The 25289-nt window shown below is 54.3% G+C and carries 19 protein-coding genes; 17 read left to right on the plus strand and 2 right to left on the minus strand.

The window, feature by feature from the left end:
• The first annotated feature begins 52 nt into the window (after positions 1-52).
• On the plus strand, positions 53-2350 hold the full coding sequence (locus O59_RS20860) for a carbohydrate-binding protein (protein ID WP_050976933.1): 2298 nt from the start codon (positions 53-55) through the stop codon (positions 2348-2350).
• 36 nt (positions 2351-2386) lie between these two features.
• Here O59_RS20860 and rsmD read toward each other — a convergent pair whose 3' ends face one another.
• Complete coding sequence (gene rsmD / locus O59_RS02910) at positions 2387-3091, minus strand: 16S rRNA (guanine(966)-N(2))-methyltransferase RsmD (RefSeq protein WP_232283025.1); 705 nt, start codon at positions 3089-3091, stop codon at positions 2387-2389.
• A gap of 26 nt (positions 3092-3117) precedes the next feature.
• On the opposite strand from rsmD, the gene ftsY reads away from it, so the two are divergent.
• The 9 genes from ftsY to O59_RS02955 all read left to right on the plus strand — a co-directional run bounded on the left by ftsY (position 3118) and on the right by O59_RS02955 (position 14331).
• Positions 3118-4245: a signal recognition particle-docking protein FtsY gene (ftsY, locus tag O59_RS02915; protein ID WP_007639333.1), complete on the plus strand. Its 1128-nt coding sequence runs from the start codon at positions 3118-3120 to the stop codon at positions 4243-4245.
• Between the two features lie 23 nt (positions 4246-4268).
• Positions 4269-4937 (plus strand): cell division ATP-binding protein FtsE, encoded by a 669-nt coding sequence (gene ftsE / locus O59_RS02920; protein ID WP_007639335.1) that lies wholly within the window; start codon positions 4269-4271, stop codon positions 4935-4937.
• Positions 4934-6004 (plus strand): permease-like cell division protein FtsX, encoded by a 1071-nt coding sequence (gene ftsX / locus O59_RS02925; RefSeq protein WP_007639338.1) that lies wholly within the window; start codon positions 4934-4936, stop codon positions 6002-6004. Before ftsE ends, ftsX begins: the two co-directional genes overlap by 4 nt.
• A 119-nt stretch (positions 6005-6123) precedes the next feature.
• The gene (rpoH, locus tag O59_RS02930; RefSeq protein ID WP_007639339.1) at positions 6124-6984 is read left to right on the plus strand and encodes an RNA polymerase sigma factor RpoH; all 861 of its coding nucleotides are present in this window, start codon (positions 6124-6126) and stop codon (positions 6982-6984) included.
• 92 nt (positions 6985-7076) lie between these two features.
• The gene (locus tag O59_RS02935) at positions 7077-7460 is read left to right on the plus strand and encodes a DUF423 domain-containing protein (protein ID WP_007639340.1); all 384 of its coding nucleotides are present in this window, start codon (positions 7077-7079) and stop codon (positions 7458-7460) included.
• Positions 7461-7499: 39 nt separating this feature from the next.
• Entirely contained in the window at positions 7500-8246 is a 747-nt protein-coding gene (trmB, locus tag O59_RS02940; protein WP_007639341.1) for a tRNA (guanosine(46)-N7)-methyltransferase TrmB, read from the plus strand.
• A gap of 194 nt (positions 8247-8440) precedes the next feature.
• Positions 8441-9484 (plus strand): OmpA family protein, encoded by a 1044-nt coding sequence (locus tag O59_RS02945; RefSeq protein ID WP_040391086.1) that lies wholly within the window; start codon positions 8441-8443, stop codon positions 9482-9484.
• Positions 9485-10134: 650 nt separating this feature from the next.
• Entirely contained in the window at positions 10135-13371 is a 3237-nt protein-coding gene (locus tag O59_RS02950) for a TonB-dependent receptor (RefSeq protein WP_007639343.1), read from the plus strand.
• A gap of 168 nt (positions 13372-13539) precedes the next feature.
• Positions 13540-14331: a rhamnogalacturonan acetylesterase gene (locus O59_RS02955; protein WP_007639344.1), complete on the plus strand. Its 792-nt coding sequence runs from the start codon at positions 13540-13542 to the stop codon at positions 14329-14331.
• On the opposite strand, the gene O59_RS02960 is transcribed toward O59_RS02955, so the two are convergent.
• Positions 14328-15191, minus strand: a complete 864-nt coding sequence (locus O59_RS02960) for an SDR family oxidoreductase (protein WP_007639345.1) — start codon at positions 15189-15191, stop codon at positions 14328-14330. The two genes, O59_RS02955 and O59_RS02960, sit on opposite strands and share 4 nt — an antisense overlap.
• Before the next feature lie 160 nt (positions 15192-15351).
• On the opposite strand from O59_RS02960, the gene O59_RS02965 reads away from it, so the two are divergent.
• From O59_RS02965 to O59_RS02995, 7 genes are all read left to right on the plus strand, one after another.
• Complete coding sequence (locus tag O59_RS02965) at positions 15352-16266, plus strand: hydrogen peroxide-inducible genes activator (RefSeq protein ID WP_007639348.1); 915 nt, start codon at positions 15352-15354, stop codon at positions 16264-16266.
• Between the two features lie 12 nt (positions 16267-16278).
• Positions 16279-18408 (plus strand): ATP-dependent DNA helicase RecG, encoded by a 2130-nt coding sequence (recG, locus tag O59_RS02970; protein WP_007639349.1) that lies wholly within the window; start codon positions 16279-16281, stop codon positions 18406-18408.
• Positions 18409-18725: 317 nt separating this feature from the next.
• A complete protein-coding gene (locus tag O59_RS02975; protein ID WP_007639351.1) occupies positions 18726-20129 on the plus strand; it encodes an HDOD domain-containing protein in 1404 nt (467 codons plus the stop codon).
• Positions 20130-20286: 157 nt separating this feature from the next.
• A complete protein-coding gene (locus O59_RS02980; protein WP_007639353.1) occupies positions 20287-21087 on the plus strand; it encodes a 2-keto-4-pentenoate hydratase in 801 nt (266 codons plus the stop codon).
• A 9-nt stretch (positions 21088-21096) separates the two neighbouring features.
• Positions 21097-21513 carry a thioesterase family protein gene (locus O59_RS02985; RefSeq protein WP_007639355.1) on the plus strand — a complete coding sequence of 139 codons (417 nt, stop codon included), beginning with the start codon at positions 21097-21099 and terminating at the stop codon, positions 21511-21513.
• Complete coding sequence (locus O59_RS02990) at positions 21510-22259, plus strand: ZIP family metal transporter (RefSeq protein ID WP_007639357.1); 750 nt, start codon at positions 21510-21512, stop codon at positions 22257-22259. The genes O59_RS02985 and O59_RS02990 overlap by 4 nt, the downstream gene beginning before the upstream one ends.
• 165 nt (positions 22260-22424) lie before the next feature.
• Entirely contained in the window at positions 22425-25067 is a 2643-nt protein-coding gene (locus tag O59_RS02995) for a TonB-dependent receptor (protein ID WP_007639363.1), read from the plus strand.
• Positions 25068-25289 lie beyond the last annotated feature (222 nt).

The raw sequence follows: 25289 nt of genomic DNA on the forward strand, positions 1-25289 counted from the left end.
CAGTTCTCGATGGACGAACTGAAGTATAGACAAGGGTTTTTGGAGGTGTGAGATGGCTGGCAACATCAAGGCGACGCGGTTAGGGGACATCCTGCGAGAGAAGGGACTACTGCGAGAGGATCAATTGCAACTGGCCATCGCGGAGCAAAAACGCCGTCGTGCCACGGTAGACCCCAGCGATAAACGCATGATGGATGCAACCTCTTTGGGTGAAATCCTGATTGAAATGGGCTACATCACGCGCCAACAATTGAAGCGCGGTCTGAATTGGCAGATGTACCTGCGGAAAATGACCCTGGTGATGAGCCTGGTGGCGCCGATGATGAGTGCCGCCGGTGGTGCGGTGGCCCAGACCACGACGACGAATACCACCACGAGCAGCAGCTCAACGACCAGTTCGCTGGTGATTCAGGCGGAAAACTTTTCGGCCATGAAAGGGATCAAGGTTGAGGCCACCAAAGATACGGGCGGTGGCTCGAATATTGGTGCGATAGATCCGGGCGATTGGCTTGCTTATGAAAATACGGTTATCGAGATAGCGGTACCTACCACTTACAAAATCACTTATCGCCTATCCAGCCCGCAGGGCGGCAGTAGTTTCTATTTGTACGAGCTCGACACCGATACCGAATATGACAGGGTTACAGTTCCCAAAACCGGTAGTTGGCAAACTTGGGTTAGCGTGGAGCAGACAGTGACCTTGCCCGCGGGGCGCCACACTTTGGGTATTAAAGCCTTGAGCAAGGGTTTTAATATCAATTGGTTTAAATTGGACAAGATAGCGGAAGAGGCACCGGCCCCCACCTCCAGTTCGTCACAGCCGAGTAGTGTTGCCGTATCCAGTTCATCGCAGCCCAGCAGTGTTGCGGTATCCAGCTCGTCACAGCCGAGTAGTGTGGCCGTGTCGAGCTCCTCCCAGCCCAGCAGCGTAGCGGTATCCAGCTCATCGCAACCGAGCAGTGTGGCAGTGTCAAGTTCCTCCCAGCCCAGCAGTGTTGCGGTATCCAGCTCGTCACAACCGAGCAGTGTGGCCGTATCGAGTTCATCGCAGCCCAGCAGCGCTGCGGTATCCAGCACGGCAAGCAGCACGGGCACTGCGCCGACTACCTCGCTGCGCATCGAATCAGAAGCTTATACCGCGATGGGGGGTATTAAAGTTGAACCCACCACTGATGAAGGTGGCGGCTTCAATATCGGTGCGATAGATGCCAGTGATTGGCTGGCCTATGGCAACCATGAAATCCATGCGCCTACCGCCGGTAATTACAAGGTGAGCTATCGCGTTTCCAGCCTTTATGGGGGCGGAAGTTTCTACCTCTACAATCTGGATACGGGCCATCAATTTGCACCCGTGGCCGTGCCCAAAACGGGCGGATTCCAGAAATGGATTACCATCGAACAGACCATTACCCTGCCAGCGGGCACTCATAAGTTGGGCATCACTGCCCTCGTCAAGGGTTTTAATCTCAATTGGATGCAAGTGGACTACAAAGGCATAGCTCTGCCAGTCACAATCCAGGCGGAAGATTTTGCTGCTATGTCTGGTATCAAAGTGGAGGCCACGACCGATGTGGGTGGTGGTTCAAACATTGGCGCTATCGACGCGGGCGATTGGTTGTCCTATGAAAATAAGGTGATCGATATTCCCGTTACCGGTAATTACAAAGTCACTTATCGCACTTCCAGCCTCTACGGCGGCGGCAGTTTTGCGTTTCATGAGGCGGATGGCAGCAAACAGTACGATGTGGTTGCCGTGCCCAAAACCGGAGGTTTCCAAAAATGGGTGGATGTGGAGCGTATAGTCACATTGGAGGCTGGCTCCCATATTTTTGGCATGACCGCGCTTGCCAAGGGTTACAACATTAACTGGTTTAAAATTGAGGAGGCACCTGCCGGTTCGGTACCGAGTAATACGGAGCCAGTTTCCAGCTCGTCCAGTTCGTCCAGCTCCACTTCGTCGGTTGCCTCATCAACTTCCTCGCAAACCAGCAGCGCGCCGGTGGTATCCAGTTCATCCTCCAGTTCGGCAGCACCGATCACCAGTTCATCAAGTTCGTCAGCTGCAAGTTCACTGGGTTCAGAGGGCAGCGCGGTTGCAGGGCCGGTGTATCTGCGCTGGAATATCCCAAGCTTGCGTGAAGACGGAACCACACTCGACATCAGTGAGTTAGGTGGTTATGAGGTGCGCTATCGCCGGCTGACTGATACCGAGTACACCTATGTGAGCGTCGAGAATGCCTACACCAATGAGCTGAATCTAGCTTGGTTGGAAGGGACTTATGTGTTTGAGGTGGCCGCGTTTGATAAAAATGGTCTCTACAGCCGTTTTATCAAAATCGCACCTAACTGAGTGATGGCCGTGATTTAGGTCGAGGTTTGCGTTTGGTCAGGGGGCATCGCGATAGAACAACCGGTAGTGAACGCTGCCGGAGGTTTTATCTCGGTGCAAGCGCCAGCTGGCAGGGGGTAGGTACTGGTCATGCAGGCCGGACTCAATATAAATCGCCGCCCCTTCGCTTAATAATTGCTGCTGTTCTATCCGGTCGATCACGGCTTGCCACAGGTTTAATTGGAACGGCGGGTCGATAAACACTACATCGAACCGCGGTGTCTGGCGTTGTGCCGTTGCAGTACCTAAATACCCCAGTGCATCCATCTGCAATACTTTCCCACCATCTGCCTTGAGTAACTCAAGGTTGGCGTTGAGCTGAGCAGCGGCGCGGCTATCGCGTTCAATCAGCAGGCTGCTCGCGGCACCACGCGACAGTGCCTCCAACCCCAAGGCACCGGAACCGGCAAACAAATCCAGGCAGTGAGCGCCTTGAATATCCGGCGCCAGCCAATTGAACAGGGTTTCGCGAATCCGGTCACCGGTGGGGCGCAGGCCATCCACATCAGGAAAACCGAGTTTTCGCCCGCGCCACAGGCCGCCAATAATGCGCAGTTGGTTGCTACCCTTGGGTGATTTTGTGAGCGATTTTGCGACGGGTTTGGACAAGGCTTTTTCTCTGCGGGCGGTGAAGAAGTGGTAGGATAGCGCCTTTGCTGGCTTTGCAGAATCCATATCTGCTGCTGTGCGCCACTCATCCATTTTTGCCAACACCCCAGATCACACTTATGTTTTTCAATCTCTTTAAAAAATCCGATAAGCCTGACGCTAAGGTTGATGCCAAGCCCGATGGCAGTTTCGATAACAATTCCGATAACAACCCGCTTATCGAATCGCCTGCTGTCGAGGTGGTCAGCGAGAGCGAACCCGCACCCGTTGTCGAGTCCCCGGTAGTAGTTAACCCACCGGAAGCCCCCGCGAAACTCGGCTTTTTTGCCCGTATCAAACAGGGTTTAAGCCGCACCAGCAGTCACTTTGCCGAGGGTTTGGGCAATCTGTTTCTCGGTCGCAAAACCATCGATGATGAGCTGTTTGAAGAGCTGGAAACCCAATTATTGGTTGCCGATGTGGGGATGGATGCAACCACAGAAATTATCGATAGCCTGACAGCCCGCGTCGCCCGTAAGCAGCTCAACGATGTGGATGCACTTTATCAAGCCCTGCGCGACCAGCTTACTGACCTGCTGCGCCCGGTGGAAAAACCGCTGGTGATCGATAACAGCAGCAGGCAACCCTATGTGATTCTGGTGGTGGGTGTGAATGGGGTGGGCAAAACGACCACCATCGGCAAACTTGCCAAGCGCCTGCAAAACGAGGGTAAAAAAGTCATGTTGGCGGCGGGGGATACTTTCCGCGCGGCGGCGGTCGAACAGCTGCAGGTTTGGGGTGAGCGCAACAATGTCCCGGTGATTGCCCAGCATACCGGTGCGGATTCGGCGTCGGTAATATTCGACGCCCTGCAAGCGGCCAAATCGCGGGGAATTGATGTGATCATCGCCGATACTGCGGGCCGCCTGCACAACAAAAACCATTTGATGGATGAGTTGTCCAAGGTCAAACGAGTGATGGCCAAGGTTGATGGCTCTGCGCCTCACGAAGTGTTGTTGGTACTGGATGCTGGAACCGGCCAGAACGCGGTCAACCAAACCGAAACCTTCCGCGACGCTGCCGGGGTAACCGGGTTGGTATTAACCAAGCTCGATGGCACCGCCAAAGGCGGAGTAATTTTTGCCCTGAGCAAGAAATTCGGCCTGCCGGTGCGTTTTATTGGTGTCGGCGAGGCGATTGATGATTTACAGCCGTTTGCGGCTGAGCCGTTTATCAAGGCGCTGTTTAACCAAACGGATGCCGCTTAACTATTTAGCAAACAGGGTTTGTTGTGATTCGATTTGAAACCGTAAGCAAGCGCTACGACACCGGCTACGAAGCCTTGGCACGCGTCGACTTTGAAGTGCAGGCGGGGGAGATGGTTTTCCTCACCGGCCACTCGGGGGCGGGCAAAAGCACGCTGATGAAAATGATCATGCTCATGGAGCAGCCATCGCTGGGGCAGGTATTTGTGGATGGTCATCATCTGGAAACCATGCCCAAAAGCCAGATCCCCTATTTTCGCCGCAATATCGGCGTAGTCTTCCAAAACCACCAACTGCTCTTTGATCGCACGGTGTTCGATAATGTTGCCCTGCCTCTGCAGGTTGCCGGTTACCCCCATCAGGAAATCGGCAAACGCGTGCGCGCCGCGCTCGACAAGGTTGACCTGCTGGATAAAGAACGCAGCAACCCAGTGGTGCTCTCCGGTGGTGAACAACAGCGTGTGGGCATCGCCCGGGCCGTAGTCAATAAACCTACCTTATTACTGGCCGATGAACCCACCGGCAACCTAGACCCTGAGTTAGCCAATGAAATCATGACCTTGTTTCGTCAGTTCAACGAGGTGGGCACCACCGTGATGATCGCCACCCACGACGTGGAATTGTTAAAGCGGATGAACAAACGGGTGTTGGGCTTGGTGCAAGGTAAACTGGTACACGACGGGGTGCTCTGGTGAAATCGAATCGTCCCGCAAAACCCGAGCGCCGCAATCGTATGGGCGCGAGCACCACTAGCCGTGCTGATCGCCCGCGCCGCGAAGCGCCGCCGCGTGTAGAAACTGTGCGTCCGCAAGGTGCGGTGCAGAGCCAAATGTCCTGGCGCGACAAGTTTGACGCCTGGAGTGCCCATCACAGCAACTCGGCTATTGAAAGCTTGCTGCGCATGTTTGAAACGCCGCTGCAAAGTGCCATGACCTGGTTGGTGATTGCGATTGCTATCGCACTGCCCGCTGCGCTGTTTGTGGTTTTCAATAATCTGCAGCAAATTGGCCAAACCTGGCAGGATTCCAGTCAGGTATCGGTGTTTTTAAAGAAGGATGTCACTGCTACCCAAGCCCAGGATTTACGCGGCCGTGTGGCCCAGCGCCCGGATGTGTTACAGGCAAATTATATCTCGCCCGAACAGGCACTTGCAGAGTTCAAGCAGGGTTCCGGGTTGGGTGAACTTGCCAATCATTTGGATGAAAATCCACTGCCCGGGGTGATTTTGGTTACCCCGAAAATGGTCGAAAATACACCGGCGGCGCTGGCCGATCTGCAGCAGACCTTGATCGCCAACCCGCTGGTTGCGGATGTGCGACTGGATATGCTCTGGGTGAAGCGCTTGCATCAATTTATTGCCTTGGCCGAGCGTTTTGTCACCGCCTTGGCGGGGCTGCTGGCGCTGGGGGTGTTGTTGGTTATCGGTAATACCATTCGTATGGCGATTGAAAATCGCCGCGATGAAATTCTGGTCGTGAAACTGGTAGGTGGCACCGACGCCTATGTGCGCCGCCCGTTTCTCTATACCGGTCTTTGGTTTGGTGTCGGCGGGGGCATTGTCGCGGCCATTTTATTGGGCCTGGGTTTTTGGTGGTTAGCGGCGCCAGTTGTACAGTTGGCTGATCTGTATCAAAGCAGCTTTCGTTTACAAGGCTTAGGTTTTATAGAGAGCTTACAGTTAATCCTGTTTGCGGGAGTAACGGGGTTGATCGGCGCCTGGATCGCGGTGGCGCGCCACTTGTACCAGATCCAACCACGTTAAATCGGCGGGTAAATCTGGTGTCCCTAGCCGGTGCAACATTCGCGTAAAGTGAACTTTTTCGGTGCTAGCACAACTAAATAGCCGGTGGTACACTCGGACCACAGTTATTGGAGGTATACATGAGCGCAAGTACAAGTCTGCAACCTATTGGCATCCTTGCCCCTGGTGCAAACCTGAACGCCTATGTTCAAGCGGTCAGTGCTTTTTCTATCCTCACTGTGGAGGAGGAGCAAGAGCTGGCGCGCGATCTGCACCACAACGGCAATCTTGATGCCGCGCGTAAATTGGTAATGGCCCATCTGCGTTTTGTCGTGCACATTGCACGTTCATACAATGGTTATGGTTTGCCGTTGGGCGATTTGGTGCAAGAAGGCAATGTCGGCCTGATGAAAGCCGTTAAACGTTTCGATCCCGATAAGGGCGTGCGTTTGGTGTCTTTTGCCGTGCATTGGATCAAAGCCGAAATCCATGAATTTATCCTGAAAAACTGGCGCATCGTGAAAATCGCCACCACCAAAGCCCAACGCAAATTGTTCTTCAATCTGCGCGGCGCCAAGAAGCGTCTGGCTTGGTTGAGCAACGACGAAGCCCACGCCGTCGCGGCAGATCTGGGTGTTGATGTTAAGCAAGTACGCGAAATGGAAGGCCGCCTCGCTTCTTATGACGCCGGTTTTGATGCCGGTGAAGATGACGAAGACGATGGTTATGTGGCGCCAGCCCATTACCTCGAAGATAATCGCTACGACCCTGCTGTGCGTTTGGAGGAGTCCAATTGGGAGGAGTCCAATGTCAACAGTTTGGAAAAAGCGATTGAACAGTTGGATGATCGCAGCCGTGTGATTTTGCAGCGCCGCTGGTTAAATGAAGACAAGGCGACACTCCATGACCTGGCTGCCGAATACGGTGTTTCAGCGGAGCGCATCCGCCAGTTGGAAAAAAATGCTATGAATAAAGTCAAAACCATGATGTTGGAAGCCTGACCAACAGCGATTATTGACTACTAAAAAGCCGCGCATTGCGCGGCTTTTTTATTGCTTTTTCGTTTTATAACAAGCCTTTTGCGGAGGAATGAATGGCGCGTTTATTGATTATAATCGCTGCAATTAGCGGTTTTTTAGCGGTAATTATCGGCGCATTCGCGGCACATGGCTTGGCGCAACTACTTTCAACCAGCGCCTTGGCGACTGTAAAAACGGGGGTGCAGTACCAGTTCTATCACACCTTTGCCTTGTTGTTTCTGGGGTTGTGGTTGTTACATAAACCGGCAACACCAGGGTTAAAAGCTGCTGGCCTAGCCTTTATACTGGGCATCCTGTTATTCAGTGGCAGCCTTTACGGATTGGCGCTGGGTGCACCGCGCTGGCTGGGGCCAGTGACTCCGCTTGGTGGTCTGTGCCTCCTGCTGGGCTGGCTGTTGCTACTGCTGGCGGCCTGGCAAACCAAACCGGATGCCTGATGGCGCGGCCTTTTTCTTATCTAACGATTGATAACCTCTATGTCTGATTTTCCTGAGTTAACTCCCGACCTTGAAGGCGGTGAGCAAGGGTTTCTTATCAAGCCTGAATTTAAACCCAAAGCGATTCGCAGTTTTGTGATCCGCGCCGGGCGTATTACTGTTGGGCAAAAAAATGCCTTTGATACCTATTGGCCGAGCTTTGGTTTGAGCCTGTTTAAGGGGCGAATTGACCCGGCAGTGGTGTTTGCCCGCAATGCGCCACTGGTATTGGAAATCGGTTTTGGCATGGGCGATTCCCTGTTGGAGATGGCGCGCAACGAGCCGGAAAAAAACTTTATCGGTATTGAAGTACACCCGCCAGGTGTCGGGCGCTTGATTAACGTAGCCGGGCAGGAGGGGTTAACCAACCTGCGGGTGTACATGGCTGATGCCATGGATGTACTGGAAGATTGTATTCCCGACGGCAGCATAGATCGCCTGCAACTTTACTTTCCTGACCCTTGGCATAAAAAGAAGCATCACAAACGGCGAATCCTGCAGTCAGCCTTTGTTCAGAAACTCCGCCCTAAACTCGTCGACGGCGGCATATTTCACATGGCCACTGACTGGCAAGCCTATGCGGAGCATATGCTGGAAGTGATGAATGGGGCGCCGGGATTTGCCACTGAATTTAAAGAAACCGGCTATGCACCACGACCGGAGTATCGGCCAATCACCAAGTTTGAAAAGCGCGGTGAGCGCCTGGGGCATGGTGTTTGGGATCTTTTGTTCAAGAAAACAGCATAAACTGGCGTTCAAAGTCGCTTAAATTGGCAGACAGCACTTTAATTTGTTAATGTAAGCGACTGAAAATAATCATGAAACGGATTTTAAGCCGGTGTAGTTGACTGATCGTTTTGATCATTTTTTATCAATCCGGGTATGTATAAAGTAACCAGCCCGATTGTTTTTTTGGAACTCGCTATTTTCAACGGAGAACTATGACTATGAAACACACACAAGTATTAGCTTTATCTGCAGTAATTGCCGCCTTATCAGCAGGCGCTAGCGCCGATAACCACAAATTCGAAGTACGTGCCGATGCTGGCCGTGTATTCTTTGACGAAGCTCTTGAAGATGCCAATACCTGGGGTCTGGGTTTTGGTTACGTGTTGAACGAAAACTGGACTTTGGAAGCCGTTGCCAGCAAGTGGGACAGTGAAACCCAAGCGGGCGCTGTTGACGTAGATGGCACTCAATACCGTTTGGATGCCCTGTACAACATCAACACTGAAAGCCTGTGGCGCCCTTATGTTGCCTTTGGTGTAGGTGACCAGGAGCGTGAATTCAACGCCGCTATTCCATCATCCGAGCGCGACACCCTGTTGAACCTCGGTGCCGGTGTTAAGCGTTCACTGGGCGGTAATTGGGAATTCCGCACCGATGTTCGCGCTTTCAATAGCCTGGACAATGAGTACACCGATCTGGCCCTGAATGCTGGTATTAGCTATCTGTTTGGCGGTTCACCTGCGCCAGTAAAAGCAGCGCCAGCACCAGCACCGGTTGTTGAAAAAGACAGCGATGGCGACGGTGTATTTGACTCCAAAGACCAGTGCCCTAACACCCCATCAACTCACAAGGTTGACGCTGTTGGTTGTTCTTTGAAGTTGACTGAAACTGTTGCCATTGAACTGAACATTACCTTCGATACTGCCAAGTCAGTTATCAAGCCTGATTTTGAAGGTGAAGTAGCTAAACTGGCTACCTTTATGGATCAGTATGCTGATACTCAAGTGACTGTTGAAGGCCACACTGATAGCCAAGGTTCTGATGCCTACAACCAAAAGCTGTCACAAAGCCGTGCTGATGCAGTGAAAGCAGCGCTGATTACCAAGTACGGTATTGCTGCTGATCGCGTAAATGCAATTGGTTACGGTGAAGCCAAACCGGTTGCAGACAACATGACTGCTGATGGTCGCGAGCAAAACCGTCGCGTAGTTGGTCAAGTGTCTACCAAGGTAACTAAGACCGAAACTCGCAATTAATAGTTTCTTGCTTGTTAAAAAACCGGCCTGAGTGCCGGTTTTTTATTGCCTGCGATTTGGGTGATTCCCGTGGATGTTACCCAAGGTGACGGGATTCAACCTTGATTGGGTGCTGTGTAATCGATTACGCATATTTTTTTATACATTTTATAACTGGTAGGGCAGGTAGCAAATCTGCCCTACCAGTAAATTCGTTTGCGGCAACTAAGGAAAAAACCTGCTCTGTTATGTTGATATTGGCGCCAGTTGTGACCTTGTTCCCCATGTAACTTGATCAGTTTTGCCATCGCACAATATGTAATCGTTTTCACTTGTGCCGTAAGTAAAGAACATGGCTGAATAACCCGATAGATGACAAAAATTGCGTGCTAATCAAATTAGCTCCATTAAATGGATCGCTCGCCGCCTTGTTTCAAATTCCACTTAATATAAAAGCCCCATTTTTAGGATATGTTTCCTGTTTGGCGCCTTATTTTGCGACCAACCTCCAAGCTGTTGACTCTTTTTATCAAATGGTCTTTTATACTAAAACTTAGCTTTTTCGAGTTAGCATCATCCGGGAATAGTTTTAAGCATTATTCTCGGGGGTTGTGATTGATGAAGTTAATGATTGATACCAAAACCATAAAGATAATGAGGGAGATCACGCTGTGTTCAACAAAGACAAGGCCCCTGCGGCCACAACTCACACCTATCACCAAAAATTGCTGGCAGTTGCCATTGCCTGTGCAGCGAGTGCTCCGGCTGTATTTGCGCAAGAGAACAATAAAGATTTGGAAGAAGTGGTAGTAACCGGTAGCTACCGCGCCAGTTTGGCGCAGGCACTGGATATCAAGCGCAATAGCACCACCCAGGTGGATGCGATTGTTGCCGAAGATATAGGTAAATTCCCCGATATGAACCTGGCAGAATCCATGCAGCGCATCGCCGGCGTCTCTATTGACCGCGATGGTGGCGAAGGGCGCCAGATTTCGATCCGCGGTTTGGGTTCGGATTTTACCCGGGTACGCATCAATGGCCTGGAGGCCTTGTCCACCGCCGGGCAGGGTTCCAACGGTCCCAACCGCAGTCGCGGCTTTGATTTCAATACCTTCGCCTCCGAACTCTTTAGTGAGGTGAAGGTGAATAAAACCCAATCAGCTCAAATCGATGAGGGTTCTTTGGGGTCTACCGTGGATTTACGCGGATCGCGCCCCTTTGATTTTGATGGCTTTCAATTTTCAGCCAGCGCCCAGGGTGGTTACAACGAACTGAGTGAAAGCACCGACCCCCGTTTCTCTGGATTGATCAGCAATAAAACCGAGGATGGCCGCTTTGGTGCCTTGATGTCGCTGTCTTACAGCGAGCGGGAAATTTTGGAAGAGGGCTTCAACCCGGTGCGCTTTGACTGGGGCAATGGTTTTGGTACTGGCGGCAACGCCAATACTGGTCGCCCGGTAACGGGGACTGCCAATCCGAACAACATGTACGGTTTTTGCTCGCCAGTGGGCTATGACCCACAAACACCGCGCAACCCGATTAGCAATGAAACCGGCAGTGCAGCCAACCTCAATCGCAATAACGGCTACGGCACTTTTGGTATCGATGAGAACAACTGTGCCACAGGCCTGCCGCGCCCGGCCAATACGCCGGAAAATATCGCCGCCTATGAAACCGCAACGGAATCCTGGCACCCGCGCTACCCTGGCTGGCGCCGCCAGGAGCATGACTTGAGCCGTTTGGGTGTGACCGCGGCTTTCCAATTCCAGCCGAGTGATTCCACGCTGTTTAACCTGGATATCCTTTACTCCAATTACGAAAAAAACCAGCGCGAGGATACCCTGGGGGTCAACCTGCATCGCGCGGTAAATTTGGGGGGTAAAACCCAGATTGTGGTGCGTGAAGCAGAGAAGGATTCACTGAATCGCCTGACTTACGCGGTGATGGATAACGTGGATTTCCGCACCGAATCGGCGATGTTTGAAGAAACTACCGAGTTTGCGCAGTACAGCCTGAGCATGGAGCATGAGTTTAACGACCAGTTGCGTCTGGATGCGATTGTGGGTACTTCCGAGTCCAATTACGAGCGCCCGGTCAACTCGCTGATTACCCTCGACAATACCGACCTTGACGGTTTTGTATGGGATGCGCGCCAGAGTTTCAAAGAACCCACGATGGTATTCCCCTTTGACTTGACGGACAGCAACAACTGGGACTGGCTGGGTTACGGCGAAGTACCCGTAAACTCCAACGGTTCGGCGCGTGGTTCCAATATCAGCGAAGTGCGTCTGAACCCAATGTATGTGGATAACACCTTTGATACGGCTAAGGTCGATTTAAGTTACGACCTGAATGACGCGGTGAAATTTACCGCGGGTGTCAATTACAAGGATTACACCATGCGCTCGCAGGAGTTCCGCCATCTGAGTTATGGCCTCTTGCCCCAAGCCCTGCCCAGCGGGGTGACAGTTGCCGATATCAGTGAAGTATTGGATGGTTATGGCAAAGGGTTGGATGGTGCAGTGGACAGCTGGCTGGTACCCGACTTTGGCCAGGTCGCCGATCTGCTCGGCATCTACAACAATGAGGATAACGGGCAACCCGGCGGTAACTACACCCTGGCCAGCGTTGGTCACTTTGGTGCTTCGGGCAATAATTATGACGTGAACGAAGAAACCTACGGCGCCTATTTCCAAATCGATTTTACCGCCAATCTTTGGGATCGCGACCTGCGCGGCAACCTGGGCACACGCTACAGCAAAACTAATATTACCTCCTCCGGTTATGTGACCTGTCCCGGCGTGCGCGCGGTACCGGCCACAGACACTACACCTGCTATTCCGGCCATCCCGGCGGGCGACAATAATTGTGAGGGCAGTGAGGAGTTTTACGGTATCGCCAGTGCAACGGCGACCCCGGGTATGCGTTATTACTTACCGATTGAGGCGACCCATGACTACGACGATTGGCTGCCCTCCATCAACCTCGCCTGGGATCTGGCCGAGGATGTGGTATTGCGGTTTGGTGCGGCTAAAACCATGGCGCGCCCTAACCTCAACCACTTGTCGCCCACCATCAGCGGCAACCCCAGCACTTATAGCAATGACGATGCGCTCTACAGCATCAATGCGGGCAACCCCCAGGTAAACCCCTACCGCGCTGATACCTACGACTTGGGTGCGGAATGGTATTTCTCCGAGGGTGCATTGCTGTCGGCAGCGGTGTTTTACAAGGACATCAAGAGCTATATCCAGCGCGTGCGTCAGGTGCAAACCTGGGACCAGACCGGCTGGCCAGTGGAACTACTGCCGGAAGGGTTTGATGGCAATGAATCCTTCAGTGTACAGAGCTACTACAACACCCCCGGCGGTCCGCTGCAGGGTTTTGAGTTGACTTATCAGCAGCCGTTCACCTTCCTGCCCGGCCTGTGGCAGAACTTTGGTTTCCAGGCAAACTACACCCAGGTGGAGTCGGAACTGGATTATGTGGAAAGCAGTTCTGTGAACAACACTACCCGTGAAGTGACCACGGTGTATAAGACCAATGATCTGGTGAATATGTCGCCCAAATCCTATAACGCCACCTTCTACTACGATGATGGCACCTTCAGCGCGCGTATCTCCACTTCCTATCGCGACCGCTACCTGACCGGCATTCTGGTGCCCGAGCTGGGTTTTGATTTGGATGGTAATGATGTCTACACCGCTGATGTGCAGGGTAAGCAAGCGACCACTAACTACGATTTTAATATGTCGTACAAGTTGAGCGACCAGCTGACCATGACCTTTGAAGCCATCAACCTGACCGATGAGTTTGATGACCGTTACGATAACTCCGAGCTAATGACCCCGCTCAGATACTCGCATACGGGCCGTCAGTACTACCTGGGCGCGCGCTACAAGTTCTAAGCCCGCTCAGGTGATTGTGTTTAGATGATTGCATTTAAGTGAATGCGCTTAGGTAATTGAAAGTACCACCTGCCGGTGTAAGCCGGCAGTTTCCCCGCTGTTGTCATGATGCCAATGACCCTTTCCGGAGCCCTGTGCTCCGGTTTTTTTAACAACCAGGAGTAGTCCGTGAAAATCTATGTTGTGTTGATGAGCCTGTGTTTAGTCGTGGGCGGTTGCAGTCAATTGCCCAAGACCAGTAGTAGCACTATTTATATCGCCTCGGATTCCACCGCCGCTGACCACACCTTGAATGAAGACTATCAAGCCAAACGCTACCCGGTCACCGGCTGGGGCCAGGCGTTGCAGGCGCAACTTGATGTGCTGCCAGTGGCGCAGCGCCAGCAGCTCTTTGGTGCAAAACAACTGCTTGTGGCGAATAAAGCGCGCGGCGGGCGCAGCACACGGACTTTTTTTGAAGAGGGGCGCTGGGATGAAATTTATCGCAACCTGCAGCCGGGTGATTGGGTATTGATACAGTTTGGCCACAACGATGCCGCCATCGACAAAACCGAGCGCTACACCAACATCGCCGCCTATAAACAGTATTTGCGCTTGTTTGTGCAGCAGGCTCGGGGGCGACAAGCACGGCCGGTAGTGCTTACCCCGGTGAGCCGCAACTACCCTTGGATGGAGGGTAAATTAGGCAATGCCCACGGCGACTATCCCGCCGCCGCCCGGGACGTGGCGCAGGAGTTAGCGGTGCCGCTGCTGGATTTGGGTTTGTTATCGGCTGAATTTTTTAGCGCCAAGGGCGAAGCCTACGTCAGCAGCCATTATTTTATGAACTTGCCCGCCGGTAAGTATCCGGCCTATCCCGACGGCCTCAAGGACAATACCCACTTCCAAGCCGAGGGCGCTGCCGTCACCGCCAAACTGGTAGTGGATGGATTGATTCCGCTCCTCCAACCCGCCCATTAACGGCGATAGTCGGCGATTAACTCGCGATAGCCCAGCCTGAAATCCGGGTAGCGCAGTACGTAGCCAGTGCTGAGTAAGCGCTGGTTGCTGATACGTTTATTACCGCGCTCGTTGACGGCATCGGCGGCCAAAAAGTCGCTAACATCCAGTTGCTGCGCAATCCAACTCACCACTTCCCGCATGGGGGTGGGGCTGGAATCTGTGGCCAGATAAACCGGCTCCAGCGTTTGATCTTTGGCCAATTCGATCAGGTGGGCGAGCACCCCGGCGCAATCCTCAACGTGGATGCGATTGGTGTAATGGGGGCTGGCGGAGGCGCGGTGGTTGATCACCTGCTCAATCAAGCGATTCCTGCCGGGACCGTAAATGCCGCTAAAACGCAGGATACTGCTGTTATATCCGCTATTAAGCAGGGTTTGCTCCGCTTCCAGTAACCGTTGACCGCTAAAGCCCTCGGGCTGGGTGGGCGATGTTTCATCCACCCAGCTGCCATCGTTTTGGCCGTAAACCGCCGTGCTGGACACAAAGAGGATCAGGCGCGGTGTGTGTGTCTGTTGTTTTAGCCCGGCAACCAACTGCTGGCAGCTCTGCACATAGGCTTGTTGATAGCCCGCATCGCTGCGCTCGGCGGGCGTCATGCTGATCACAATCACGTCAAAACCCTCAGCCAGGATCGGCGCCAGTTGGCCGGTTTGGGTCACATCGCATTGGCGATAGCGGAGATAGGGCAGGTCGCTAAAGGCGCGGCGGCGCAGGCCGGTTATGTCATAGCCGCGCGGCGCCACCTGCTGTGCGAGGCGCTGGCCTATATCGCCGCAGCCGATAATTAATAACTTTTCACTCAACACAGGTTCATTCATAGGTTCGGTTTCATTTGGGTGATAGTGTGATGGTGCGATGGTGCGATGGTGTGAAGTTGCGTTAATTAGTATTTGATAAATGGTGCTTATCTGATAGTTTTAGGCTATTCCAAGAAACGCCCCTCGCTTTTTAAAAAAGCCCATCCTGCGGAGCTGTATTATGACCCTGACCGAACTGCGCTATATAGTCACCCTTGCACAGGAACAACATTTTGGCCGCGCCGCCGACCGCTGTTATGTCAGCCAGCCCACCTTGAGTATTGCGGTGAAAAAGCTGGAGGACGAGCTGGGGGTAGCCCTGTTTGAACGCACCAAGTCGCGGGTGCAGCCTACGCCACTTGGCGAACAAATTGTCGCCCAGGCCAATTTAGTGCTGGAGCAAACGGCGGCGATTAAAGACCTGGCTGACGCCGGTAAAGACCAGCTCAGCAGCCCGCTGTCAGTGGGTGCGATTTTCACCATCGGGCCTTATTTGCTGCCCAAATTTATCCCCCATCTACAACAGCTGGCGAGCAAAATGCCGCTCTATGTGGAAGAGGGTTATACCCACAACCTGCGCAAAAAACTGCGCAACGGTGAGCTGGATGTGATTATTGTCGCCCTGCCATTTGTGGAACCGGACGTAGTCACCCAGGCGCTGTACGACGAACCCTTTGTGGTATTGATGCCCAAGGATCACCCTCTCGCCGCCAAAACCGCCATCGACCCGCTCGATCTCAATAGTGAGCAGCTGTTATTGCTCGGCGAAGGTCACTGCTTCCGCGATCAGGTGCTCACTACCTGCCCGAGCCTGCAACACAGCGCCGAAGCCAGCGCCAATAGCAGCAACGTGCGCACCGCCGCCGAGGGCAGTTCCCTTGAAACCCTGCGCCACATGGTGGCCTCGGGTCTCGGCCTGACCATTCTGCCCGCGTCTGCCGCTGAAAGTTCACTCTACAGCGCCGAAGTACTGGTCACTCGCCCCTTTACCGAACCTTCACCCAGCCGCACTGTGGCTCTGGCCTGGCGCGCGAGTTTCCCCCGTCACAAAGCGATTGACGCGCTGCGCACGGCGATCAAGGCCTGTCGCCATTAGGCATGATCTTTGATGTCCAATGTGAGCATAGCCATCAATACCAGTAAAACTCTCGACCAGATCCCGGTCACCGCGATAAAGGGGGTTGGTGCCATTTTAGCGGCTAAATTGGCAAAGATCGGCCTGTTTAGCGTGCAAGACATTCTGCTCCATCTGCCCCTGCGCTATATGGATCGCACCCGTATTACGCCGATTGGCGCGCTACAGCCCAATATCAATGCGGTGTTGGAGGCGGAGGTGCGCGCCTGCGACGTGGTATTTGGCAAGCGCCGCAGTCTGGTATGCAAGGTGCAGGACGGCACTGGCACTATTACCCTGCGTTTTTATCATTTCAACAATGCGCAAAAACAGCGGTTGGTGCAGGGCACCCGCCTGCGTATTTTTGGTGAGACGCGGCGTGGTGCCGCGGGTTTGGAGATTTACCACCCCGAATACGACGAGCTGGATAGCGCCGCGCCGCTGCCGCTGGAACAGTCGCTCACCCCGATTTACCCCGCCACCGAAGGCTTGACCCAACCGCGCCTGCGCTCGCTGGCGGTGCAGGCATTGACCTGGCTGGACAAACACGCGCTGAAAGAATTGCTGCCCGAGGTGGTGCGCCGCCAGCTCAATCAGGTGCCGCTGGCCGAGGCGCTGCGCTACCTGCATCAGCCGCCCACCAGCGCCAATATCCAGCAGTTAATGGCTGGCGAACACCCTTACCAAGAGCGGTTGGCGTTTGAGGAACTGCTTGCTCATCACCTGAGTTTGTTATTGCTGCGCCGCGAAACCCAGGCTGATGGCGCTGCCCGTTTGAAGCTGGATGCCGCCTTGCAGCAGCGGTTTCTTGCCGGTTTGGGGTTTGACCTGACCCGCGCCCAGCGCCGGGTGGTGGGTGAAATCGCCGATGACTTGGCTAAACCGATTCCCATGTTGCGCTTGGTGCAGGGCGATGTCGGCTCGGGTAAAACGGTGGTGGCGGCGCTTGCAGCACTGGCGGCCGTCGCCAGTGGTAAACAGGCGGCGATTATGGCGCCCACGGAAATCCTCGCCGAGCAGCATCGCCTCAACTTTGGCAAATGGTTGGAGCCACTCGGCATCAAGCTTGGTTGGCTCACTGGCAAACTCAAAGTATCGGAGCGTCGCACCCAATTGGCGGCGATTGCCAGCGGCGAAGCACAGGTGGTGGTCGGCACCCATGCGCTGTTTCAGGAGGCGGTGAGTTTTGCCAACTTGGGTTTGATTGTGATTGATGAACAGCATCGATTTGGCGTGCATCAGCGGCTAACACTCTCCGAAAAAGGTACTAACAGCGACGAACAGCACCGCTCCGGGTTGCTGCGCCCCCATCAGTTGATCATGACCGCTACCCCCATCCCGCGTACCTTGGCGATGAGCGCTTATGCCGATTTGGACTGCTCGGTGATCGATGAGCTACCGCCCGGCCGCACGCCGGTTACTACGGTGGTGATTAGCGACAACCGCCGCGAGGAGGTGATCGAGCGGGTGCGCCTGGGCTGTGAACAGGGGCGGCAGGCCTATTGGGTGTGTACGCTGATTGAAGAGTCCGAGGCGCTGGAGGCGCAGGCGGCCGAGGCGACTGCGGCGAACCTTACGGAATCCCTGCCGCACTTGCGTATCGGGCTGATCCACGGGCGCTTGAAACCCGCGGAAAAAGAGGCGGTGATGGCGGCCTTTAAAGCCAATGAATTGGATTTACTGGTGGCGACGACGGTGATTGAAGTAGGGGTGGATGTACCCAACGCCAGTTTGATGATTATCGAAAACCCCGAGCGCCTCGGCCTTGCCCAGTTGCACCAGCTGCGCGGGCGAGTGGGGCGCGGTTCGGCGGCCAGTCACTGTGTATTGCTGTATGGCTCGCCGCTATCGCACAACGGGCGCGAGCGCTTGCGGGTGATGCGCGAAAGCAGCGACGGCTTTTATATCGCCGAACAGGATCTACAGTTGCGCGGCCCCGGCGAGGTGCTGGGCACGCGCCAGACCGGTGAGATGCAATTCAAAATCGCCGACCTGCAGCGCGATGGCCATTTACTGCCGGTAGTAAAAGATGCCGCGCTGTTATTAATGAGCGATTATCCGCAACTTTGCGAACAGTTGGTATTGCGTTGGTTGGGGCAAAACCAGCGCTACCTTCAGGTCTAGGGTTTGCTTAACAGGGCTGGTTTTAACACAGGTGTATTGATTGCTTTTGACGGTTTGGCGTATTTTTCTGCATAAGCAGGAATGATTGTCGTATTTTTGGCGCATTTATTCGCCATTGCCCCTTGTTTGTCATTCTCGCCTCCAAAATCTCGGCTATGCTTGAAAACACGTGTGCAAGGGCCAGCGGGTGCTAACAATTCTTTTCGTGCGCTATATGAGAAATGTTTTTACTGCATTACACTCCCGTTCACGACTAGCTCAGGAGTCGCCTAACCCTATGTATATCAATCAGTTATCGTCAATAAGAGGAGTAGGCCGTGCCAGTCCCTTCCAGTGTTCAATCATTGCTCAGCAAACAGAATGTGCATTATCAGGTGTCTGAGGTGCCGTTCGATGAGAATGAACGAGCGCTCTGGCATGACCAGCATCTACGCACTATGAGCGCAGCCAAATCCGTAATACTGCAAGACACCAAAGGCCGTGTGCAGGTGATTTTTGCCGCCGACCGCCTGTTGGATCTCAAGGCCGTGAACCGGCAGCTGGGGCGCGAACTTCACGCCGCCAAGCCGGAGGATATTCACAAGTTTTGCCTGTCCCACAATTTACAATCCATACCCGCGCTGCCCAAGTTGGCGGGGCTCTTGACCCTGATTGACCGCAGCCTGGTCGAGCGCAGTGAGCTGCTGGCCGACTCGGGCGATGAGCAGCAACTGCTGCGTTTCAGCCGCGAAGAATTCCAACAGATTATGGATGACGCGACTATTTGCGATTTCGCCGTACCGCTGGAGCCGCTGGAAATTGACGATACCAGCAGTAGCGATAGCGACCAGATTCTGGGTGCGGTGCGCAACTTCACCCAATTGCGTATCAAACAGCGGTTGGAAGAAACCCTGGAATTACCGCCCTTATCCGATACCGCCCAGCGCATCATCAAATTGCGAGTAAACCCCAATGCGGATATCAGCGATTTGGCGCAAATCGTAGAGACCGACCCGAGCCTCGCGGCGCAGGTCGTTAGCTGGGCGGCATCACCCTATTATTCAGCACCGGGCAAAATCAAATCCATCCACGATGCTATAGTGCGCGTGCTGGGGTTTGACATGGTGCTCAACCTCGCACTGGGTTTATCGCTCGGCAAAGCCATGACCATCCCCAAAGAAGGCCCCCACGGCGCGCTGCCTTACTGGCAACAAGCGGTATACATGGCGGCGACCATTGAGGGTTTGGTGACGGCAATCCCGCGCGATCACCGCCCCAGTTTTGGTATGGCCTACCTGTGCGGCCTGCTGCATAACTTTGGTTATTTGATTCTGGCCGAGGTATTCCCACCTTATTTCCACAACTACTGTGAACTGGCGGATGCCAACCCCCACGTGGAGCATCAGGTTATTGAACGCCATTTGCTGGGTATTACCCGCGAGCAGCTGGCGGCGTCATTGATGTCGCTCTGGTCCATGCCGGAGGAGGTGGTGGTGGGTTTGCGCCATCAGGCCAACCCGCATTACCAAGGTGAATACTCTGCCTACGCCAAGCTGATTTTTGTCGCCCAGCGCCTGTTGCATCAACACAATATTGGCCGTGGCCCCAAGCTAGCGATTCCACCACAAGTGTTTGAAGACCTGCATTTGGACCCGGAAAAAGCCTATACCACGGTAGCCAATATCATTGAGAGCAGCGACGATTTAAAGCACATCGCCAACGAGCTGGCTCCACACCACTAAGCTGCTGCCGTTAATGCGCGTGACACAAAACCCCTTTTGCGAGGGGTTTTGTGTTTATAGTACGACCTGTTTTATTCCCTGATTAATCGCCCAATGTGTAAGCTGAATTTGTATACGGGAGGTTTAAGCCTTCCGCCCCACAAGTGAGAGAATTCTAATGAGCAATTTATTTCCCGCTGCTGAGGCGGCCGCCATTCTGGTTGAGCGCCGTATCAAGGGTTCCCAAGGTGAACGCCTACCACTTGCCTGCCGCCCGCAAAATCTGGAGCAGGCGCTGGCGATTCAGGCTGTCGTTAGCGAGCAGTGGTGCGAGCAAATGGACGACAGCATTGGTGGTTGGAAATGCCTGTTGCCGCCGGAAGATAAGCTGATCGTCGGCCCTATTTATACCCGCACTATCGATTCGGTTCCGCCGGTGAGTCTGTGGACTAAAACGACAGCAGAGGGTGAGCGTGCGCGCATCGAACCGGAACTGGCGTTTTTCTTTGATCAGGATCTGCCCCCGCGCCCTGAACCCTATACCCCGGAGGAGGTGGATGCCGCCATCGCCCGCACCCATATGGCGCTGGAGCTGATCAACAGCCGCTACACCGACCCGTCCAGCTGTGAATTCCCCGAAATGCTCGCCGACGGTTTGGTGAATCAGGGCCTGTTTATCGGCCCGGAAGTGGATTCCCGCAACGCGCGCAGCGCCAGCAGTTTTACCGTGACCATGACCTGCGCTAACGGCGAAATAATTGAGCGCCAGGGCCAGCACCCCAATACCCATCCGCGTGCGCCGCTCTACTGGCTGGCGGAATTTCTGCGCAGCCGCGGCGAGGGCATAGTGGCCGGGCAGGCGGTGATTACCGGTTCCTATGCCGGAGTGATTGAAGTACCGGTGAATAGCGCGATCAAGATCGACTATGCTGGTCTGGGCAGTATGGAAGTCAGTTTTACCCCAAGGAAGGCAAACTAAGGAGCTATTATGAGTAACGAAACCGCTGTTAAACCCTTTTATTCCTGCCAGATTCCCGTGCGCTGGGGCGATATGGACGCTTACGGCCATGTGAATAACACCCTCTACTTTCGCTATTTTGAAGAGGCGCGTTTCCAGTGGATGCTGGAAAAAGGCCTGCCACTCAAAAGTGACACCCATCCGGTGGTGGTCACTATTGGCTGCACTTTTATGCGGCCGATTTTCCACCCGGAACTGCTGCGTATCGATGTGTTTTTGAGTGAGCCGGGGCGCTCCAGCTTTATGGTCAAGTACCTGGTTTACACCCAGTCCCACCCGGATACACCCGCCGCTGAAGGCTATTCCAAAGTGGTGTGGGTGAGTGCAGTGGACGGAAAATCCGTGCCCCTGCCGGACAATGTGCGCTGCTGGTTCGACCCCCAGTGATACCGGCATGGCTGGAGGCGGGATTTTGGGGCTTTGTCGCCTCCAGTGCGCTGTTGATCGGCGCGCTCTTGGGGTGGTTTATCCGCTTCCCGCCCAAAGCTGTCGCCTATGTCATGGCGTTTGGCAGCGGTATTCTGGTTGCAGCGCTCAGTTTTGAATTGGTGGGCGAGGCGTTGGCGCAGGCCAGTGTGCTGTGGATTGCCGGTGGTTTTATGGGCGGCGCACTGGTGTTCTCGCTGGTGAATCATCGGTTGAATAGCCCCGGTGTAAAACACCGCAAACGCTCCCACACCCAGCAACCGGCGGCGGAAAATACCGGTGTTGCCATAGCCGCTGGCACCCTGCTGGACGGCATCCCGGAATCCATCGCCATAGGGTTGCTAGTGGCGAGCGGAGGCAAACTCAGTTTGGCCACCATCGCCGCGATTTTTATCTCCAATATTCCCGAGGCGCTATCCAGCACTGCCGGTATGCGTCGTGCCGGGCGCAGCGGCTGGTTTATGTTGCGCCTGTGGGGCGGCATCGCGTTTTGCTCGGGTGTATTTGCGATTCTGGGCGCGGTGTTTTTTGGCGCTGCTCCGCTGCAGGTAAAAGCGCTGATCACCTGTGTGGCCGCTGGCGGTATTTTTGCGATGGTGGTGGAAACCATGATCCCTGAAGCCTTTGCCGAAACCCATGAAATGTCGGGGTTGATTGCGGCGCTGGGTTTTGTGGTGGCAGTGGCATTACAAGCGCTGGAGGCGTAAAAAAACGCGCTATTCAACCAGTGGCAAGTTGCAGTTGCATGACAAAAACGGTGAATTGAACGCGCCGTTAAAAATATAAAAAAATGTGTCCCCTTTTGCGTTCCATCTCTCTCTTGGTAGTTGCCAGAGGCCTTGCGGCCAATACCACTAACCAGAGAGAGACTCATGAAAACCCCATTTTTCCCCAGTAATTTATTGGCCGCTGCCATCGGCAGTATTGCCTTAACCAGCCTTTCTGTTTTTTCCCAAAACACTGTTGCCCAAAATGATGTGGCGCAAGCCGACCTGCTCGAAGAAGTGGTCGTGCAGGGTAGTTACAGCAGAAGTTTGCAATCGGCGTTGGATACCAAGCGCAACGCCGTGGGCGTGGTGGATGCCATCGCCTCGGAAGATATCGGTAAGTTCCCCGCACAAAATATCGCCGAAGCCCTGCAGCGCGTAACCGGTGTGGCGGTGGTGCGCGACCGGGGCGAAGGTGTGTATGTGCGGGTGCGTGGTCTGGGTTCCAACTTTCAGGTGACCAGCCTCAACAACCGCGCCATGGCGGTCAACGAAAACGTGCGCACCTCCGGGCAATTTGGCCGTCAGTTCCGTTTTGACACCTTGCCCGCCGAGCTGGTCTCCAGCGTGGAAGTGATCAAAAGCCCCACCGCCGATTTGGATGAAGGCGCCATCGGCGGCACGGTCAATATCAAAACCTTCAAGCCGCTGGATTTGGACGGCAGCAAATACACCGGCTCGCTGCAAGCCAGCCACGCTGAATTAGCCGACAAAACCGACCCGCGGCTGTCCGGTTTGGCGAGTTGGACCAACAGCGACAACACCTTTGGCGCGCTGGTTTCCGCCGCTTACGCCGAGCGCAGTGTGCGTCAGGATCGCTCGCTCAACTTTGGCTGGACCCAATCCGCCGGGATTGATACAGACGGCGATGGCACAGTTGATTCAGGCCCTATAATCACCCCCGGCGGTATTCGCCCGACCCTGGAATTGGAAGACCGCGAGCGCATGGGTATCGCCTCGGCGTTACAATGGCGCCCGAGTGACATAGCCGAAGTCAACTTCGACATTTTCTACGTCGATCAAACGGTGAACTACGACGAATTCACCTACAGCGCGGATTACAACGTCAACAAACTCACCCCCGGTTCGGCGGTGATTCGCAACGGCGCTTTGATTGGCGGCTCCACCACCGATGGCGCGGTGCAAATCGGCCGCGAAAGCTCGGGCATCAACGACGAAAACCTGGCGCTGGGCTTAAACGGCGCGCTCTATCTGGGCAACTGGAAACTCTCCGGCGACCTGTTCCACTCCACCGCCGACAGCGAAGACGCCGACCCGATTATCCGCACCCGTTTTCGTCGCACCAGCGGCGTGGCGTTTGATTTTTACTTCCCCAAAGTGGATGGCGACTCGGTGCCCAGCATCACCTATCAAAACGCTGACCTGACCGACCCCGAGCAATGGTTGGGGCGCCGTTTGGAATGGCGCACCATCCGCGCGGAAGACGAAGAGCAGGCGCTTAAGTTTGATGCCGAGCGCGAGCTGAATGTTGCCGGTCTTACCAAATTCACCACTGGCATCAAACTGCGTGAGCGCTCGCGCAACTATGACCGCCGCGACCTGGTGCTGATCAATGGCATTGAAGGTGAGGTGTTTGACGATAGCTACTTTGAACCCTTCCCGGTGAGTGGTTTCCTCGGCGACGCCAAAGGCGAATTCCCCACCCTGTGGCTGGTGCCGGATGAAAGTAAATTCTGGAGCAACTACCCCAGCGCGACCGACTTGGCAGCGCCCCTGTCCTCGGGCGATTTGCGCAACTCCTACCGCATCGAAGAGACCATCACCTCGGCCTATGGGATGGTGGATATGGAGCACCAGCTGGGCGGTTTGCCACTCAAAGGTAATGTTGGTGTGCGCGTCGCCCAAACTGAACAGACCTCTTCCGGTCATGCGTCTGTAGGCGGTGTGACTACGCCGGTGAGCTTTGACGAGGACTATACCGATGTGCTGCCCTCGGCCAACTTCACCCTCAACTGGACGGACGATTTGCTCACCCGCGCTGCCGTGGCCAAGGTAATTACCCGCCCGGATCTGCAAGACATGGCGCCGCGCCTGACCTTTAACTCCGGTGACGTCAACACCGCCAGTGGCGGCAACCCGCTGCTCAACCCCTTTGAAGCCTGGCAGTACGACCTGACGCTGGAATGGTATCTGGACAAGGTAACCGCGCTCTCGGCCGGTGTTTTCTACAAGGATATTGAAACCTTTATCCAAACCCAAAAGTCGGATTTGCTGTTCAACGGTGTGGTCTATGAACTCAGCTCCAAGGTCAACGGCTCCAACGCCGAAGTGACCGGGATGGAAGTGGCTTATCAACAGGTATTTGACCAACTGCCCGCGCCGTTTGATGGTCTGGGTCTGCAGGCCAACTACACCTGGACCGACTCTAGCGCCGTCTATGTGGACAACGACCAATCGGTCAAAGGCGAGTTGGAAGATGTCGCCAAAAACAGCTACAACATCACCGCCTTTTATGAAAAGGACGGCTTCGGTCTGCGCCTGAGCTACAGCTGGCGCGATGGTGTGCTCAACCAGATCGGCACCAACAGCCTCGCCTCGGAAAACAAAGCGGAGTTCGGCACCCTGGATTTAAGCGCGTCTTATGACCTGTCGGACAATGTCACGGTATTTGTGGAAGGTATCAACATCACCGACCAAGCCCAGCAGGATTTTGTGCAGGGCGATGAATTCCGCAGTTATACCGACTACGGCAGCACCTATTCCTTGGGGGTGCGCGCCAGTTTCTAAGCCATTCGTCACTCCTGCGAACGCAGTAGTCCAGAGGCATTTTGTGGATACCCGCGTTCGCGGGTATGACGAAGTTTGCATTTCCCAATTTCAGGCTTGGCAGTCATTTCAGCTCAGCCTTTTTTTGGCGCTGTGCTTGGTTGTCATCTAATAGTCATATTTTTGCGTCAAAAACAGCGCTGGTTTTCCAATGTCTGTTATTTACTTTTGTGGATGTTTTTT

The sequence above is a fragment of the Cellvibrio sp. BR genome, from assembly GCF_000263355.1.
GTDB lineage: Bacteria > Pseudomonadota > Gammaproteobacteria > Pseudomonadales > Cellvibrionaceae > Cellvibrio.

What these genes read in the sequence shown, in the direction of transcription:
- O59_RS20860 (WP_050976933.1), top strand. Translation starts at nt 53, where the DNA reads ATGGCTGGCAACATCAAGGCGACGCGGTTAGGGGACATCCTGCGAGAG.
- rsmD (WP_232283025.1), bottom strand. Translation starts at nt 3,091, where the DNA reads ATGGATGAGTGGCGCACAGCAGCAGATATGGATTCTGCAAAGCCAGCA.
- ftsY (WP_007639333.1), top strand. Translation starts at nt 3,118, where the DNA reads ATGTTTTTCAATCTCTTTAAAAAATCCGATAAGCCTGACGCTAAGGTT.
- rpoH (WP_007639339.1), top strand. Translation starts at nt 6,124, where the DNA reads ATGAGCGCAAGTACAAGTCTGCAACCTATTGGCATCCTTGCCCCTGGT.
- O59_RS02935 (WP_007639340.1), top strand. Translation starts at nt 7,077, where the DNA reads ATGGCGCGTTTATTGATTATAATCGCTGCAATTAGCGGTTTTTTAGCG.
- trmB (WP_007639341.1), top strand. Translation starts at nt 7,500, where the DNA reads ATGTCTGATTTTCCTGAGTTAACTCCCGACCTTGAAGGCGGTGAGCAA.
- O59_RS02945 (WP_040391086.1), top strand. Translation starts at nt 8,441, where the DNA reads ATGACTATGAAACACACACAAGTATTAGCTTTATCTGCAGTAATTGCC.
- O59_RS02960 (WP_007639345.1), bottom strand. Translation starts at nt 15,191, where the DNA reads ATGAATGAACCTGTGTTGAGTGAAAAGTTATTAATTATCGGCTGCGGC.
- O59_RS02965 (WP_007639348.1), top strand. Translation starts at nt 15,352, where the DNA reads ATGACCCTGACCGAACTGCGCTATATAGTCACCCTTGCACAGGAACAA.
- recG (WP_007639349.1), top strand. Translation starts at nt 16,279, where the DNA reads ATGTCCAATGTGAGCATAGCCATCAATACCAGTAAAACTCTCGACCAG.
- O59_RS02980 (WP_007639353.1), top strand. Translation starts at nt 20,287, where the DNA reads ATGAGCAATTTATTTCCCGCTGCTGAGGCGGCCGCCATTCTGGTTGAG.
- O59_RS02985 (WP_007639355.1), top strand. Translation starts at nt 21,097, where the DNA reads ATGAGTAACGAAACCGCTGTTAAACCCTTTTATTCCTGCCAGATTCCC.
- O59_RS02995 (WP_007639363.1), top strand. Translation starts at nt 22,425, where the DNA reads ATGAAAACCCCATTTTTCCCCAGTAATTTATTGGCCGCTGCCATCGGC.